Source organism: Polynucleobacter sp. MWH-Berg-3C6, assembly GCF_018881855.1.
Lineage (GTDB): Bacteria > Pseudomonadota > Gammaproteobacteria > Burkholderiales > Burkholderiaceae > Polynucleobacter.
In genome coordinates this window covers 130665-147785 of sequence record NZ_JACVPN010000005.1, presented here as the reverse complement: position 1 = coordinate 147785, position 17121 = coordinate 130665, and the positions used below count along the sequence as shown (strand labels likewise).

The window sequence follows — 17121 nt, the reverse complement described above, 5'->3', positions numbered from 1 at the left end:
GCACAAATGCGCACCTATATTTTTAAACGCTTGCTGCTCATGATCCCAACCCTATTGGGTGTATTGACCCTGACCTTTGCGGTAGTGCAGTTTGTGCCGGGTGGCCCAGTCGAGCAAATGGTGTTGGAGCTCAAGGGCAAAGGGGATGCTGCAGTAGGTGGTTCCGAATCTTCTGGGGCTGGTGCTACTTATCGTGGCCGTCAAGGTATAGATGCACAACGTTTAGAGGAAGTGAAAGCACTGTACGGATTTGATAAGCCACCTTTAGAGCGTTACTTCATGATGCTAGGACGCTTTGCTCGCTTCGATTTAGGTCAAAGCTATTACCAACATCAAAGCGTCTGGGGATTGGTGGTCTCAAAACTTCCGGTATCCATCAGTATTGGTTTATGGACTTTCTTCATTACGTATTTGGTTTCGATTCCGCTAGGCATTGCAAAAGCGGTGCGTGATGGCTCTCGTTTTGATACTGTGACAAGCAGCATCATTTTGGTGGGTTACGCCATTCCGGGATTTGTCTTAGGGGTTTTGTTGCTGGTCATCTTTGGTGGTGGTAGCTTCTTGCAAATATTTCCTCTGCGAGGATTAACTTCAGACAATTGGAGTGATTTGAGTTTGATCGGCAAGGTAATGGACTATTTGTGGCATTTGGTTCTGCCCATTACTGCCTCTGTGCTAGGTAGTTTTGCCGTCATCACTATGCTAACTAAGAACTCTTTCTTAGAAGAGATTCGTAAGCAGTATGTGTTGACCGCGAGAGCAAAGGGGCTCACTGAAAAACAAGTTCTGTGGAAGCATGTATTCCGAAATGCGCTATTGCCACTTGTGACTGGCTTTCCTGCGGCATTTATTGGCGCATTCTTTACGGGTTCGCTCTTGATTGAGACGCTCTTTTCATTGGATGGACTCGGTTTACTCTCCTATGAGTCTGTAATGCGCAGGGATTACCCAGTAGTATTTGGCACCTTATATTTGTTTACTTTGATTGGCTTGTTTACCAAACTCATTTCGGATCTTTGCTACGTTTATATTGATCCTCGTATTCAGTTTGGTGCTGGAGGTGGCTCATGAGTCGTTGGCAGCGCTTCAAGCACAGTCGAGTGGGTTACGCGAGTCTTTGGATCTTCATGGTCCTGTTTGGCTTATCGATGTGCGCCGAGCTGATTGCGAATGACAAGCCTTTAGTTGTGCGCTACGACGGACAATTTTATTTTCCGATTGCTAAGAACCACGCAGAAACTATATTTGGTGGGGACTTCTCAACTCCAACAGACTTCTTGGATCCCGATATTCGTCACAACATTACGAGCAATGGTAATTGGGCAATCTATCCGCCGGTTCACTATAGCTACGAGACTCTCAATTACTTCTCTCAAGTTCCCAATCCTGCACCACCCTCCTGGGAAAACTGGTTAGGCACTGATGATCGTGGGCGCGATGTCTTGGCACGTCTGATTTATGGTTTCCGCTTATCCATTTTGTTTGGTTTGGCTCTCACTATCGTAGGTGTGACGGTGGGCATCATCACAGGATCTCTCATGGGATTCTTTGGCGGTAAATTCGATTTGGTTTCACAAAGGCTAATAGAGATTTGGTCAGCAATGCCAGAGTTATATCTATTGATTATTTTTGCTTCGATCTTTAATCCCAGCGTTTCTCTCTTGATCATCCTCTTGGCAGCTTTTGGATGGATGGGCTTATCGGATTACGTACGTGCAGAATTTTTTCGCAATCGCGCCTTGGAGTACGTCCGTGCAGCGCGAGCACTAGGATTAACCAATGTGCAAATCATGTGGCGTCATATTCTGCCCAACAGTTTGACTCCAGTAATCACCTTTTTACCGTTTCGCATGAGCGCAGCGATTTTGTCGCTGACGAGTTTGGACTTCTTGGGTCTTGGTGTGCCTCCTGGCACCCCAAGCCTGGGCGAGCTTCTCTCTCAGGGTAAGGGCAACTTGGATGCCTGGTGGATTTCACTATCGACCTTTGTGGTCTTAGTAGCTACTTTGCTCTTGCTCACTTTTATGGGCGAAGCTTTACGTGATGCGTTTGATTCTCGTAAATCTGGCGCCATGAATGGAGGTCGTTCATGAGCTTGCTACGCTATGAAGATTTCTCCATCTCATTTGGAGCGGGGCGCCGTGAAAAGTTTGCTGTTAACCATCTTGATTTAGAAATTGGCATTGGCGAGAGAGTTGCATTAGTAGGTGAATCGGGCTCTGGTAAGACGCTTACTGCCTTGGCCCCTTTAAGACTTGAGCCAGAGGGCGCCAAAGTTTCTGGAAGGATTCTGTGGAACCAAAAGGACGGGCAGGGCACAGTCGATTTACTCTCGTTACCCATTCAAGATATTCGTGAAATTCGTGGTCGAGAAATTGCCATGGTCTTTCAGGAGCCGATGACCGCCCTCAACCCATTATTTACAGTTGGCAATCAAATCATTGAGGCAGTACAAATCTATCAGCCTTTAATGTCTAAAGCAGATTGCATTGATGCAGCGATTGATTTACTGAAAAAGACTGGCATTCCAGAGCCTGAGCGCCGTTTCCACTCCTATCCACACCAGCTCTCAGGCGGTCAAAGACAGCGCGCCATGATTGCGATGGCGTTGGCATGTAAGCCACGTTTGCTCATTGCAGATGAGCCGACCACTGCGCTAGACGTGAGCCTGCGTCTACAGATTTTGGATTTACTGAAAGAGCTACAAGAAGAGTCTAAGGATCAGGGTGGCATGGGCATCTTGTTAATTACGCATGATCTGAATTTAGTAAAGCACTTTGCCCAGCGTGTAGCAGTATTAAACCAAGGCAACTTAATGGAGTCGGGCCCAACCAAACAAGTCTTTACTCAACCTAGCGATCCTTATACCAAGGCGCTGGTAAATAGTGAGCCGGTGCGGGACTTGGCCCCAGTGATGCCGCTAGCACCAGAACTCCTGAAGACAGAAGAGCTATCAGTGGCTTATCCAAGTTCAGAATCTATCTCTTGGTTTAAAAAAGCGCCACCCCATAAGGTATTAAAAAAGGTGAGCCTCTCTCTAAAGCAAGGTCAAACCATTGGCGTGATTGGTGAATCGGGTTCTGGTAAGACTACCTTGGGTATGGCGGTTCTTGGTTTGTTGGGTGACTCTGCAGCACAGGTGAGTGGTGATGTGGATGTTCTCGGCAATGATTGGCAAAAACTCAAACCAGTAGAGCGTCGTGCAATGCGCTCAAGCTTGCAAGTCATTTTTCAGGATCCATTTGGATCGCTTTCACCGCGTATGAATGTGATGCAGATTGTGGCCGAAGGATTGGATGTGCACTTTCCAAAACTCTCAGCAACTGAACGAGAAAATCGCGTGGTAGATATTTTGAAAGAGGTTGGCCTCGATCGATCAGCGCTTACACGCTATCCACATGAGTTCTCTGGTGGGCAGAGACAGCGGATTGCGATTGCGAGAGCGCTCATCTTGCGCCCACAAATTTTGGTGCTGGATGAGCCTACCTCTGCATTGGATGTCTCGATACAAAAACAAGTGCTAGCCTTGCTGACCGAATTGCAAAAGAAGTACAACTTAGCCTATTTGATGATCAGTCATGATTTGGCTGTCATCAGGGCAATGTCCCATGAGGTGATGGTGCTCAAAGAGGGCAAGGTAGTGGAGTTTGGGGATACCGAAACTCTGATTAAGCATCCGCGCCAGATGTATACCAAGGAGCTTTTTGCGGCTGCTGAGTTGACGTAGTAGGGTGTCAAAATGGCCTTTAAATGGGCTAAATTGGTGCATTTGCCCCAATTTAAGGATAAATTATCTTTATAAACAAAGACTTAAGACTAAAGTCAAGGCTTGGTTAATTCAGGGTTCTTTGTTAAACTGGTCCGATGTCACTGAAAAAAGCGCTACTTTTAAAGCTCCTTGGCTTTGCCTTGGGCTTAGCGGTTTCTGTGTCGACCTACGCGGTCGATGCGCCTAGTGACGCCCCTGCAGAAGCGGTGGTTCCAAAAGAAAGCATGTTTCAGGCTGGGCGCTCTTATCTTTCTCGTGTGTCTGATCGCTTGGTCGATACTGTTTCCGGGAAATCAGAAGAGTTAATTGATCGCGCTATGGAAGTGATCGGCGTACGTTATCGCTCCGATACAGAATTGCCTCAGTCTGGATTAGATGGCAGTAGTTTTGTTGGCTACGTATTCAAAGACAAACTTGGATTTCTATTGCCACGCAAATCAACCCAAATGAGTCGTGTTGGCAAACCTATTAATCGTGATGAGTTGCAACCAGGTGATCTCGTATTTTTTAATACGATGCGTTTAACTTTTTCACACGTCGGCATTTATGTTGGCGATAACAAATTCATTCACTCTCCATCCAAGGGAACTACTGTTCGTGTTGATGACCTTGGAAGCCTCTATTGGGATAAGCGTTTTGATGGCGCACGCCGTTTAGATGGCAGCGACACTCTAAATGACGCAGAACGTAAAGAGCTGTTGAACGAAGTAAAAAAACTCAAGCGTAAGTCAAGTAACTTGTAAGTCAAATCTCACTGCTTACGGCATGGCCGTGGTGGGGTTAATGGGTTTTCGTGATGCTAGCTTGATCTGTAAAGATTTCGGAAGGGAATTAATCTTGCCTGAGGCTTTTAATTCAAGCCTTGTCCATTGGAAGTCGTTTTGATCCTTTTTGTTTTTAATACGCATAGTCTTTATTTTAACCCCTCAGCTTTTCCTTAATTAAACCCATTTGCTCTTGTGCCGCAGCTTCTCCTGCAAGGATGGCTGCATTTCTGGATTTGAAATCACCACTACTCATTTGCTTGAGTTGCGGGGTAATTACAATATCGGCGCTCTTGAGTTCGAACTGATTAATACTTTTTTGCATGATGGAGATGGTGTGCTGTAGCACTCCAAAAGTGCCACTAGCATCTTGATGTACTGGTTCAGAGGAGATATTGACGGCAATCACAATGGTGGCACCCATCTGTCTGGCATAACTTACTGGGACTGGTGCCACTAAGCCACCATCAACATATTCTTTGCCGCTAATCACTGTGGGCTGAAATACGCCAGGTACGCTGCACGATGCGCGAACCGCTTGTCCGGTGTTACCGCTTCTAAACAAGACACCTTTACCTGATTGCAATTCGGTTGCCACGATGCCCAGCGGAATGCGCATTTGCTCAATCGTTTTGTTTTGCACTTCGCGATTGACCATGTTTTGCAGGGCATCCCCTTTAATCAGGCCACCAAAACGACCGACAAATGGCAGACCCCAGTCTGCAATCGTGGCTTCATCCAGACTTAGGGCGAGGCGATTGAGGTCATTGCCGTTTGCCCCGGATGCGAGGAGGGCGGCAATCACACTACCGGCGCTGCTACCAACAACGATGTCCGGGTAGATGCCTTGCGCCTCTAGCGCCTTAATGACCCCGACATGGGCAAAGCCTCGGGCAGCACCCGCACCAAGCACCAGGCCAAGGACAGGTTTTTTGCTCCCCATGATGCTGCATGAGGAGAGGCCTGCTGCCCCAAGAAGGCTGCCAACACCAATGCCCAGCCCTAATAGGCGACGGCGCTCTGGTGATTTGGGCTCTATAAATGGCTCAATTCTGGGTTTTGATGAAATATTGTGCATATAGCTATTGTATTGAGCCTACCTTATAATGGTTGCACGGTGAACGAAAAGGACTTCGTTTCGGCGCGAATCAATCCCCCAACTAGAATTCATGAGATGGATTGGTCGTAGTAGCTAGAGAACACCACAAACCCATTACTGAAATACATTTTTTAAAGCCTCATCAGGAAAATTCCTGATAGCCCGACTTTTATGGACGATCACAACAAGCGCGTTATTGAAACAGCCCTCCTGTGCGCACAGGAACCACTCTCTGTATCTGATCTATCTAGGTTGTTTGTTGAAGACATCACAACAGCAGATATTGATGAAGCTCTGGTGGAAATTCAGCGTGCCTGGGATGACAAAGGAATGGAGCTGGTTCACATTGCGACCGGTTGGCGTTTTCAGAGTCGTTTGTCGATGCGCGAGTATTTAGATCGCCTCACTCCCGAGAAGCCGCCGAAGTATTCTCGTGCGGTGATGGAGACCTTGGCCATTATTGCTTACCGTCAGCCTGTTACTCGCGGAGAGATTGAAGAAATTCGTGGGGTTGCTGTAAGTAGTAACGTAATGAAGCAGTTAGAAGATCGTGGTTGGGTGGAAGTGATTGGTCATAAAGAGACGATTGGCCGCCCGGGTTTATATGCCACCACCAAACAATTTTTAGATGACCTTAGTTTGACAAACTTGCAAAGCTTGCCAATTTTGGAAGATGCAGCGCCAATGGCAGCTGTAGAACACTTGGGTCAAGCAATCATCGAATTTGATCCAGATGCCACAGTAGAAACAGTGATCATCAACGAAGCTCAAGAAGTAGTTGAAGATTCAGCAAATGAAGTAGTAGAAGAAGTTACCCCTGAGTCTGAACAATCAGACGAAACAAAACAATAATTAATGACAAGCTCTAACGAAAACGATACATCCCTGGTAGTAAAGCAAGCCGTAACGCCATCTAGTACTGACGCAGGCCCATCCAATGATGATGGTATTAAAGCCGAAGGTCGCGAAGGTGGTGAGCGTGGCCCAAGACATCCACGCCGTGCGGGTTCGGGGAAGCATCCATTTAATAAGAAACGTCCTTTTAATAAGGATCGGCCTCGTCGCGAAGGTGGTGAAAGCAATGGTCCGCGCGAGGGTGGTAACAATCAAGGTAATCAATCTGCCAAATTGGCTCCAAATCCTGCCGAAAGCGAAGCTCTATTTGCTTCCGTAGTTTCTGGTGAATTTGATGCTGCTTTAGATGCTCCTGAAGTATTAGAGGTAAAAAATCCAGATGGTCTAAACGAGAGCGAGGTTTCTCATCAGACTGGTGCAGAACGTCGTGCCCAACGTGCACAACGTTCACGTGAGCATGAAGATCCAGATGCACCGACAGAAGAAGAAATGAGCAGCTTGCAATTTGCCAACATCGATGAATTACCGCTCAGTTTGCGTGATGAGGTTTGGTCAGATCTCGATGGTTTGGATGATGAGGCTGATGATGAAGACACCGTCAAGCTTCATAAAGTATTAGCAGATGCTGGCATGGGTTCACGCCGAGATATGGAAGACTTGATTGTTCAAGGGCGTGTATCGGTGAATGGATTGCCTGCACATATAGGCCAGCGTATTGGGCCAACAGATCAAGTGCGCATCAATGGCAAGCCAGTCCATCGCAAGATTCAGACTAAACCGCCACGCGTCATCATGTATCACAAGCCTGCTGGCGAGATTGTTAGCCAATCGGATCCTGAAGGTCGTCCAACAGTTTTTGATCGCCTACCAAAACCACGTCAAGGTCGCTGGATTGCTGTTGGTCGTCTGGACTTTAATACCGAAGGCCTTTTGTTATTCACCACTTCTGGTGAGTTGGCAAATCGCTTAATGCATCCACGTTACGGCGTTGAACGCGAATATGCTGTGCGTATCTTGGGTGAGTTGAGCCAAGAAAATACAGCGCAATTAAAGAGTGGCATTACGCTCGATGATGGTCAGGCTAAATTCTTACGCCTAGCAATGGGCGGTGGTGACGGCGCTAATCGTTGGTACCACGTTGCATTAAGTGAGGGGCGTAATCGCGAAGTACGTCGTATGTTTGAAGCAGTTGGTCATACGGTATCTCGCTTAATCCGAACCCGTTATGGCATTTTCTTATTGCCTCCACGCTTACGTCGTGGCAAATGGGAAGAGATTGAGGCAGGCGGTATCTATAACTTGATGAAGTCTGCCGGCTTAAAAATGCCACAGCCACAAGATAAGGGCCGTAATCCAAATTCAAATGGCCAAAGTCGTAATCCTGCTGGCGCTGATTTCCAACCCGATCCAATGCAAACCTCAGTTTCTTATTGGGGCTCACGCGATGCCTTAACCCTTGCGAGTGGCCATAATGGCATGACGCATCAAGGTAGAGGCGGTAAACCTGGTGGTGGAGGCGGTTCAGGTGAAGGGCGTGGTCCTTTCCGTGGTCGCACCCAAGGCGGTAGGCCTGGCCAGGGTGCCGGTCAGGGAGGAAATGGACAGGGTCAAGGCCGCAATAAAGGTAAAAAAGTACATCATGGCCAGTCTGCTTTTGTGACTGCCAGCCCACAAAGCCCTGGAAATGGCCCTAAACGGGGTGCGCCAAAAGGGCGAAAACCCTTCAACAAAGGCCCCAGAAAACCGAGAAATCCAGGCGAAAGCTTCTGATTTCTAACAGTTTTCCCTAAAAATCAGCTATAATTTTGGTCTTACAGCAGACTTCTGCTGTTTTTAGTTGTTACCGACTGATGTTGCGATCAACGTAAGTCGGCCTGTTCTGAATTTCGAGAATATGGGCTTTGAAGCCCATTTTTTTTTGCCATTTTGGTATGAAGGGAAGTTGTGAAGGATCAGCAGGTAATTTCTGCAGAGCTGGAAAACTTAGGCTACACGTTAGTAGATATTGAGCGTGAAGCTGGAGGTTTGCTGCGCGTCACGATTGAAAACCCGGATTACGAGCGTTTGATTACTGTCCTCGATTGCGAGAAGGTAAGTCATCAACTGAGCTACACCTTGCCAGTTGAGAACATTCCTTACGAGCGTTTGGAGATTTCTTCACCGGGCTTAGATCGTCCTGTAAAGAGTGCAGTAGATTTTGAGCGCTTTGCTGGAATGGAAGTGGATTTGAAGTTGCGTGTAGCTGTTGGTACCCGCAAGAATTTTCGTGGTGTGTTGCAAGGTTTGCTGACTGGTGAGTTGAATTCGCCTGATGCGAAATTTGGTTTGGTGTTTGAGGGTGCTGATGGTCAGCCCTCTCAATTGGAGTTTTCTTTAGCCGAGGTCGACAAGACTCGGTTGGTCCCTGTTATTGATTTCAAAGGAAGAAAGTCATGAGCCGAGAAGTTCTCATGTTGGCAGACGCCCTAGCGCGTGAAAAGAACGTTGATCAAGCTATTGTGTTTGAGGCGTTAGAGATGGCGCTGGCCTCAGCTACTAAAAAACGTTATCCCAACGAAGATGTGGATATTCGTGTATCGATTGACCGTGAGTCAGGCGAATACGAAACCTTCCGTCGCTGGTTGGTTGTTCCCAACGAAGCTGGTCTGCAAGAGCCTGATAAAGAGATTTTGCAGTTCGAAGCTCAAGAGCAACTTGCTGACATGGAAGTTGGCGACTATATCGAAGAGCAGATTGAATCTTTAGCGTTTGGCCGTATTGGTGCCCAAGCTGCTAAGCAAGTGATCTTGCAACGTATTCGTGATGCTGAGCGTGAGCAAATCTTGAACGACTACCTTGAGCGTGGCGAAAAAGTCATGACCGGTACCGTAAAGCGTGCTGACAAGAATGGTTTGATTATTGAATCTGGTCGTGTTGAAGCTTTATTGCGTCGCGATCAAATGATTCCAAAAGAGAATTTACGTTCTGGTGATCGTGTACGTGCCTACATCCTCAAGGTGGATCGTGAAGCACGTGGTCCACAAATTGAACTTTCTCGTACTTGCCCAGACTTTTTGATCAAGTTGTTTGAGAACGAAGTTCCAGAAATGGAGCAGGGCCTATTAGAGATTAAGGGCGCAGCCCGTGACCCTGGTATCCGTGCCAAGATTGCTGTTGTGACTTATGACAAGCGTATCGATCCAATTGGTACCTGTGTTGGTGTTCGTGGCACTCGCGTTACTGCAGTGCGCAACGAAGTTGCAGGCGAGGCAGTGGATATTGTGTTGTGGTCTGAAGATCCAGCGCAGTTTGTGATTGGTGCTTTGGCTCCAGCACAAGTATCTTCAATCGTGGTGGACGAAGAGCGTCACGCGATGGATGTGGTGGTTGATGAAGAGAACTTAGCGATTGCCATTGGCCGTAGTGGACAGAACGTTCGTTTGGCAAGTGATTTGACTGGTTGGCAGATCAACATCATGACTCCAGAAGAGTCTGCTGAGAAAACAGAAAAAGAAGCTTCCTCTGTACGTCAGTTGTTCATGGATAAATTAGACGTTGACCAAGAAGTCGCTGATATTTTGATTGAAGAAGGTTTCAACACATTGGAAGAAGTGGCTTATGTACCGCTTTCTGAAATGTTAGAGATCGATTCATTCGATGAAGATACTGTGAATGAGTTACGTACTCGTGCTCGTGATTCCTTGTTGACGATGGAGTTGGCAAAAGAAGAGCGTATTGGTGAAGTTTCCCAAGACTTGCGTTCTTTAGAAGGAATGACAACAGAATTGATTGCTAAGCTTGCTGACAATCAAGTTCACACCCGTGACGACCTTGCTGAACTAGCTGTTGATGAGCTAGTTGAGGCGACACAAATTGACGAAGAAACTGCGAAAACGCTCATCATGAAAGCGCGCGAACATTGGTTTACTTCATGAGAGGAAGTAGTGCATGGCAACAACAACAGTAAAAGTACTCGCTAAGGAACTTAAAAGAACCGCAGCTGACCTCTTGGAGCAATTGAAGGCAGCTGGTATCGATAAGGGTTCTGAGGATGAGAGCATTACCGAAAAAGACAAAACTGTTCTGCTTGAGCATTTGCAAAAAGCACACGGTAATGTTGAGGCTGGCGCTCGTAAAAAGATTACTTTAATCAAGCGCGAGAGCTCTGAGATTCGCCAGGCGGATTCTGCTGGACGCACTCGTACCGTTCAGGTTGAAGTACGTAAAAAGCGTGTGTTAGTAAAGGCTGGAGATAAAGCGCCTGTGGCCGATGAGGCTCCTGTAAAGGCAGCACCAGCTAAAGCAGGAAAACCAATTCTGTCGGAAGAAGAATTAGAAAAACGCGCAGCTGAAGCCACTCGCCAAGCTGAGTTGTTAGCTCGTCAAGAAGCGGAAATGAAGGCAGCAGAAGATGCTCGTCAAAAAGAAGCTGCACAGCCTGCTGAGAGTGATGTAAAAGCGGATGAAGCTCCTGCAGCTGCTGAGAAAAAAGCAAAGACTGAAAAGGCTGCAAAGGATTTAGCGGCTAGCAAAGAAAAAGAGTTAGCTGAAATTCGTGTGCGTCGTGCTGCTGCTGAGGCCGAAGCCTTGGCTATTCGCGACATGATGAGTGCACCAGCTCGTGTTCTGAAAGCGCCGAGCGAGGTTGCTGCTGAAGAAGCGAAAAAGGGTACTTTGCATAAACCTGCCAAAGCAGAAGGTGCAGAAGACAAGAAAAAATCTCCAGCTAAAGTTGGGGGCAAAACAATCAAGTCTTCAGAGACATCGTCTACTTGGCAAGAAGAAGGCGCCAAGAAACCGGGCGGCCTTAAAACTCGTGGCGATGTATCTGGTGGTGTTGGTGGCTGGCGCTCTGGCGGCGGTCGTAAGAAGCAACGTCAAATTGCTGAAGCCAATGTCGACACAAACTTCCAGGTTCCAACAGAACCAGTGGTGCGTGATGTCCATGTTCCTGAAACCATTACTGTTGCTGAGTTAGCTCATGCAATGGCGGTGAAGAGTGCAGAAGTGATTAAGCTGCTGATGGGTATGGGCCAAATGGTCACCATCAACCAAGTGCTTGATCAAGATACCGCAATGATCATTGTCGAAGAGATGGGTCATAAAGCCCATGCAGCGAAATTAGATGATCCAGATTTGGATCTCGGTACTGATGGTCATGATGCGGAGTTACTACCGCGTCCTCCAGTCGTTACTGTGATGGGTCACGTTGACCACGGTAAAACTTCTTTGCTCGATAAGATTCGTGCAGCTAAAGTGGCTACCGGTGAGGCTGGTGGTATTACCCAACACATTGGCGCATACCACGTAGAAACTCCACGCGGCATGATTACCTTCTTGGATACCCCAGGTCACGAAGCCTTTACGGCAATGCGAGCTCGCGGTGCTAAGGCGACCGATATTGTGATCTTGGTAGTAGCAGCAGATGACGGCGTGATGCCACAAACCAAAGAAGCGATTCACCATGCGATTGCTGGTGCCGTACCTTTGGTTGTTGCCATCAACAAGATTGATAAGCCGGAAGCTAATTCTGAGCGCGTCAAGACTGAGTTAGTAGCAGAGCAGGTTGTGCCTGAAGAATACGGTGGCGACGTGCCATTTATTCCAGTATCTGCAAAAACAGGTGAGGGCATTGATGCTTTACTAGAGAACGTTCTCTTGCAAGCCGAAATTTTAGAACTCAAGGCTGCTAAAGATGCTCCAGCACAAGGCTTAGTCATTGAGGCGCGTTTGGATAAAGGTAAGGGTCCAGTTGCAACTATTTTGGTTCAGTCTGGAACGCTCAAGCGTGGCGATATGCTTTTGGCCGGCTCTACATTCGGTCGTGTCCGCGCGATGATGGATGAAAACGGTAAGCCATGTAATGAGGCTGGACCATCTATTCCAGTCGAGATTCAAGGTTTGGCTGAAGTCCCTGCTGCCGGTGAATCAGTGCAGGTAGTACCTGATGAGCGTAAGGCTCGTGAGATTGCACTGTTCCGTCAAGGCAAGTTCCGTGATGTGAAGTTGGCCAAACAGCAGGCATTCAAGCTCGAGACCATGATGGAAAACATGGAAGAGGGCGCTGTTGAAGCGAAGTTGTTGCCATTGATCATCAAGGCAGACGTACAGGGTTCACAAGAAGCCTTGTCACAATCCTTAATGAAGCTCTCTACACCAGAAGTCAAAGTGCAAATTGTTCACGCAGCTGTGGGTGGTATTACCGAGACTGACGTGAACTTAGCGGTTGCCTCTAAAGCCGTCATCATTGGCTTTAACTCACGTGCAGATGCAGCAGCGCGTAAGCTAGCTGAAAATAATGGCGTAGATATTCGTTATCACAACATTATTTATGATGCTGTTGATGAGGTGAAGTTGGCTCTGAGTGGCATGTTGACTCCTGATAAGAAAGAAGAGATCACCGGTCTCGTTGAGATTCGTCAAGTCTTCTTGGTATCTAAAGTGGGTGCTATTGCTGGTTGCTTGGTGGTTGACGGTGTTGTTAAACGTACTTCAAGCGTTCGCCTCTTGCGTGACAACGTGGTTGTCTGGTCCGGTGAGCTCGATTCACTCAAGCGCTTTAAAGATGATGCGAAAGAAGTCCGTGCCGGTGTTGAGTGTGGTCTGTCATTAAAAGGCTACAACGACATTAAAGAAGGCGATCAGCTCGAGGTGTTCGAAGTTACTGAAGTAGCGCGTTCACTCTAAGCCAGATTCGTTTTACAGCATGCATAAATCTAGTCCACATCGTAACCAGCGTCTCGCCGATCAAATTCAGCGAGACCTGGCCGAGCTCATTCCACGTGAGTTGCGTAGTCCAAGCGTAGGCTTAATTACTTTGCAAAGTATTGAGCTTACGCCTGATTTAGCGCATGCCAAAGTATTCTTTACTGTTTTAGGCGCTGAACCTGAGTATGCTTTAAAAGCACTTCAAGAAAAAGCGGGTTATTTGCACTCCTTATTATTTAAGCGTTTGCATATTCATACCGTGCCAACTTTGCACTTTCACTATGACAGCTCAGTAGAGCACGGCATAGAGATGTCTCGATTGATCGATCAAGCTGTGGACAGTGATCGCAAAGACGAGACTCAATAATGGCTATTCGGATCGACGGCGTAGTGCTGCTAGACAAACCCGCAGGAATGAGTTCCCAGGGGGCGGTTACTGCAGTCAAGCGCGCATTCAATGCTGATAAAGCTGGCCATACAGGCACTTTAGACCCGATGGCTACAGGCCTTTTGCCTATTTGCTTAGGTGAGGCTACAAAATATTCTCAAGATTTATTAGAAGCAGACAAAACCTATATCGCCAGAGTCAAATTTGGTTCACGCACAGATACTGGTGATGCAGAAGGTCTTGTGATTGAAGAGCTGCCTTTACCAGTATTTGCAAATGAAGCAGATATTAAAAAAGCACTTGATGCTTTGCTGCCTCAATTTACTGGACCGATTTCTCAGGTGCCGCCAATGTATTCAGCGCTCAAGCGTGATGGCAAGCCTTTATATGAATACGCACGTGCTGGTGTTGAATTAGAGCGTACCGCCCGCGAAATCACGATTCATCACATTCGTTGGACCGATGTCCAGTGGCCCGAAGCTACTTTAGAAGTGTCTTGCAGCAAAGGTACCTATATCCGCGTATTAGCAGAAGATCTTGGTAGCGCCTTGGGCTGTGGTGCCCATTTAGTTGGCTTGCGCCGTACCGAAGTAGGGCATTTAAATCTTGAGCAGTCATTTACGATCGAATCGATTCAGAGTGGTTTGCAAAATAGCGCCTCCTATATCTTGCCGGTAGATGCTTTGCTGCAAACTTTGCCCCACTTAACTGTGGATGAGCAACAAGCTAAGCGTTTGGAGATGGGGCAACGTGTTCCGCTCAATCTGCCATCCATTGAAGCGTTGGTAAGGATTTATCGTGCCACTGCTGCTCCCCATAACTTTATTGGTACTGCTGATTGGCGCTCTGGGGTGTTGCATCCTAAGCGCTTAATTTCTCAGGCTCACTAAGCATTCATTATTTATAACCCTTTTCTTATCTTTCACTTTAGAAGCTTCACATGACTAAACGCGCACTTCGTAACATCGCCATCATCGCCCACGTTGACCACGGTAAAACTACTCTGGTTGACCAACTCTTGCGCCAATCTGGCACATTCCGCTCCAATGAAAAAATGACCGAACGCGTCATGGACTCAAACGATCTAGAAAAAGAGCGTGGCATTACTATTTTGTCCAAGAACTGTGCGGTTGAGTACGATGGCACACACATCAACATCGTTGATACCCCAGGACACGCAGACTTCGGTGGTGAAGTAGAGCGTGTACTCTCGATGGTTGACGGTGTATTGCTCTTGGTTGACGCGGTTGAAGGCCCAATGCCACAAACCCGTTTCGTTACCAAGAAAGCATTGGCTCTCGGTTTGAAGCCAATTGTGGTGATTAACAAGGTTGACCGCCCAGGCGCACGCTGCGATTATGTGATCAATGCAACCTTTGAGTTATTTGACAAACTTGGCGCAACTGAAGAACAGTTAGATTTCCCAGTGGTATACGCATCTGGTCTGAATGGCTATGCTGGATTGACTGATGATGTGCGTGAAGGTGATATGCGCCCATTGTTTGACACGGTTCTCAAGCACGTTCCGGTCCGCGATGATAATCCAGAAGGTCCATTGCAATTACAGATTACTTCTATTGAATACAGCACCTACGTCGGTAAGATCGGTGTAGGCCGTGTAAACCGCGGAACGGTTAAGCCATTGATGGACGTTGTGTTCATGGATGGTCCTGATGGCGTTCAACGTAAAGGCCGTATCAATCAAGTATTGAAATTCCGTGGCTTAGAGCGTGAGTTGGTTGACGAAGCTCAAGCTGGCGACATCGTATTGGTAAACGGCATTGAAGATCTGGCGATTGGTACAACAATCTGTGCTCCAGATGTTCCAGAAGCATTGCCAATGCTCAAAATTGATGAACCTACTTTGACCATGAACTTTATGGTGAACACCAGCCCATTAGCTGGACGTGAAGGCAAGTTTGTGACTAGCCGTCAAATTCGTGAGCGTCTTGATCGCGAGCTCAAGTCCAATATGGCATTACGCGTTAAAGAAACTGACGATGACACTGTATTTGAAGTATCTGGTCGTGGCGAATTGCATCTCACCATCTTGGTAGAAACGATGCGCCGTGAAGGTTACGAGTTAGCAGTTTCCCGTCCACGCGTTGTGTTCCATGAAGAAGATGGCGTGAAGATGGAGCCATATGAGAACTTAACAGTTGATTTAGAAGACAGTACTCAAGGCGCTGTGATGGAAGATTTAGGTAAGCGTAAAGGTGAATTGCTCGATATGGTGAGTGATGGCAAAGGCCGCACCCGTCTTGAGTACCGTATTCCAGCGCGTGGCTTGATCGGCTTCCAAGGTGATTTCATGACCATGACCCGTGGTAATGGTTTGATGAGTCATACCTTTGATGCTTATGCACCTGCCAAAGACGGTATCTTGGGTGAGCGTCATAACGGCGTATTGATTAGTCAAGATGATGGTGAAGCTGTTGCCTACGCCTTGTGGAAATTACAAGACCGTGGTCGTATGTTTGTAAGCCCTGGCGATCCTTTATACGAAGGTATGGTGATCGGTATTCATAGCCGTGATAATGACTTGGTTGTGAACCCAATTAAAGGGAAGCAATTAACCAACGTTCGTGCTTCCGGCACAGATGAAGCAGTGCGCTTGGTTACTCCAATCGCAATGAACCTCGAGTATGCAGTAGAGTTTATTGATGATGACGAGTTGGTAGAAGTAACGCCAAAGAGCATTCGTATTCGTAAGCGCTACCTCAAGGAGCATGAGCGCAAGAAAGCCTCACGCGAGTAGGCTCTAAACGTATCAGATAAGCCACCTTCGGGTGGCTTTTTACTGTTATCAGCATAGAAGTAATGGTTTTTGATCCGTCTAAAATGTAGTAACATTGCTACATATTTCATTTTTATGACGGAGGCATCAATGGTTACTACTTTGTCGAGCCGTGAATTTAATCAAGATACTGGAAGGGCTAAAAAAGCCTCTGAAACTGGTCCAGTTGTCATTACCGATCGTGGAAAACCTGCGCACGTGTTGATGACATTTTCTGATTATCAGCGTGTTGTGGGGAAGAGAAAAAACATCTTAGATCTTGTGGGCATGAAAGGTGCCAGTGATATTGATTTTGAACCTGCGAAAATCATCAGCCTTTCAAAGCCAATTGGAGATTCCTTGTAATGTACTTGCTAGATACCAACGTCATATCAGAATTTAGAAAGTCTGCAGATGGGCGCATCAACAAACATGTTAAACGCTGGGCTGATGAAATTTCTCCTGAATTGATGTTTATTTCTGCAATCTCAGTACTTGAATTAGAGATTGGAGTACTGCAAATAGAGCGTCGCGACAAGAAGCAAGGCCTTATTTTAAGAAAATGGTTAAATAAAAATGTTCTTCCAGCATTTTTGGATAGAGTTCTCCCTGTAGATGTTGAAGTTGCACAGCGTTGCGCAAGCTTGCATGTACCAAACCCTAAATCTGAGCGAGATGCAATGATTGCCGCTACTGCTATTGAGCATCGGATGACTATTGTGACCAGAAATATTTCTGACTTTAGTCAATCTGGCGTCAAAATCTTCGATCCATGGGGTTGAC

The 17121-nt window shown here is 47.0% G+C and carries 15 protein-coding genes; 14 read left to right on the top strand and 1 reads right to left on the bottom strand.

Annotated elements, in window-relative coordinates; all coding sequences use genetic code 11:
• Positions 1-6: 6 nt before the first annotated feature.
• The 4 genes from ICN13_RS08875 (at position 7) to ICN13_RS08860 (ending at position 4512) form a co-directional block, all read left to right on the top strand.
• Positions 7-1071, top strand: a complete 1065-nt coding sequence (locus ICN13_RS08875; protein WP_216140116.1) for a microcin C ABC transporter permease YejB — start codon at positions 7-9, stop codon at positions 1069-1071.
• Positions 1068-2093 (top strand): ABC transporter permease, encoded by a 1026-nt coding sequence (locus ICN13_RS08870; RefSeq protein ID WP_216139996.1) that lies wholly within the window; start codon positions 1068-1070, stop codon positions 2091-2093. The genes ICN13_RS08875 and ICN13_RS08870 overlap by 4 nt, the downstream gene beginning before the upstream one ends.
• Entirely contained in the window at positions 2090-3727 is a 1638-nt protein-coding gene (locus ICN13_RS08865) for an ABC transporter ATP-binding protein (protein ID WP_216139995.1), read from the top strand. The genes ICN13_RS08870 and ICN13_RS08865 overlap by 4 nt, the downstream gene beginning before the upstream one ends.
• Before the next feature lie 137 nt (positions 3728-3864).
• Positions 3865-4512, top strand: coding sequence for a C40 family peptidase (locus ICN13_RS08860; protein ID WP_216139994.1), 648 nt, complete (start codon positions 3865-3867; stop codon positions 4510-4512).
• Positions 4513-4687: 175 nt separating this feature from the next.
• On the opposite strand, the gene ICN13_RS08855 is transcribed toward ICN13_RS08860, so the two are convergent.
• Entirely contained in the window at positions 4688-5611 is a 924-nt protein-coding gene (locus ICN13_RS08855; protein ID WP_216139993.1) for a patatin-like phospholipase family protein, read from the bottom strand.
• Positions 5612-5803: 192 nt separating this feature from the next.
• Here ICN13_RS08855 and scpB point away from each other — a divergent pair, with 192 nt between their 5' ends.
• The 10 genes from scpB (at position 5804) to ICN13_RS08805 (ending at position 17120) form a co-directional block, all read left to right on the top strand.
• Positions 5804-6484, top strand: coding sequence for an SMC-Scp complex subunit ScpB (gene scpB / locus ICN13_RS08850; RefSeq protein WP_216139992.1), 681 nt, complete (start codon positions 5804-5806; stop codon positions 6482-6484).
• A 3-nt stretch (positions 6485-6487) separates the two neighbouring features.
• A complete protein-coding gene (locus tag ICN13_RS08845; protein ID WP_216139991.1) occupies positions 6488-8257 on the top strand; it encodes a pseudouridine synthase in 1770 nt (589 codons plus the stop codon).
• A gap of 174 nt (positions 8258-8431) precedes the next feature.
• The gene (gene rimP, locus ICN13_RS08840) at positions 8432-8923 is read left to right on the top strand and encodes a ribosome maturation factor RimP (RefSeq protein ID WP_216139990.1); all 492 of its coding nucleotides are present in this window, start codon (positions 8432-8434) and stop codon (positions 8921-8923) included.
• Entirely contained in the window at positions 8920-10401 is a 1482-nt protein-coding gene (gene nusA, locus ICN13_RS08835; protein ID WP_087910206.1) for a transcription termination factor NusA, read from the top strand. Before rimP ends, nusA begins: the two co-directional genes overlap by 4 nt.
• Positions 10402-10414: 13 nt before the next feature.
• On the top strand, positions 10415-13153 hold the full coding sequence (infB, locus tag ICN13_RS08830) for a translation initiation factor IF-2 (protein WP_216139989.1): 2739 nt from the start codon (positions 10415-10417) through the stop codon (positions 13151-13153).
• Between the two features lie 19 nt (positions 13154-13172).
• Complete coding sequence (rbfA, locus tag ICN13_RS08825) at positions 13173-13541, top strand: 30S ribosome-binding factor RbfA (protein WP_216139988.1); 369 nt, start codon at positions 13173-13175, stop codon at positions 13539-13541.
• Entirely contained in the window at positions 13541-14452 is a 912-nt protein-coding gene (gene truB / locus ICN13_RS08820) for a tRNA pseudouridine(55) synthase TruB (protein ID WP_216139987.1), read from the top strand. The genes rbfA and truB overlap by 1 nt, the downstream gene beginning before the upstream one ends.
• Positions 14453-14502: 50 nt before the next feature.
• On the top strand, positions 14503-16320 hold the full coding sequence (gene typA / locus ICN13_RS08815; RefSeq protein ID WP_216139986.1) for a translational GTPase TypA: 1818 nt from the start codon (positions 14503-14505) through the stop codon (positions 16318-16320).
• 129 nt (positions 16321-16449) lie between these two features.
• Positions 16450-16704: a type II toxin-antitoxin system Phd/YefM family antitoxin gene (locus ICN13_RS08810; protein WP_216139985.1), complete on the top strand. Its 255-nt coding sequence runs from the start codon at positions 16450-16452 to the stop codon at positions 16702-16704.
• Positions 16704-17120 (top strand): type II toxin-antitoxin system VapC family toxin, encoded by a 417-nt coding sequence (locus tag ICN13_RS08805; RefSeq protein WP_216139984.1) that lies wholly within the window; start codon positions 16704-16706, stop codon positions 17118-17120. Before ICN13_RS08810 ends, ICN13_RS08805 begins: the two co-directional genes overlap by 1 nt.
• Position 17121 lies beyond the last annotated feature (1 nt).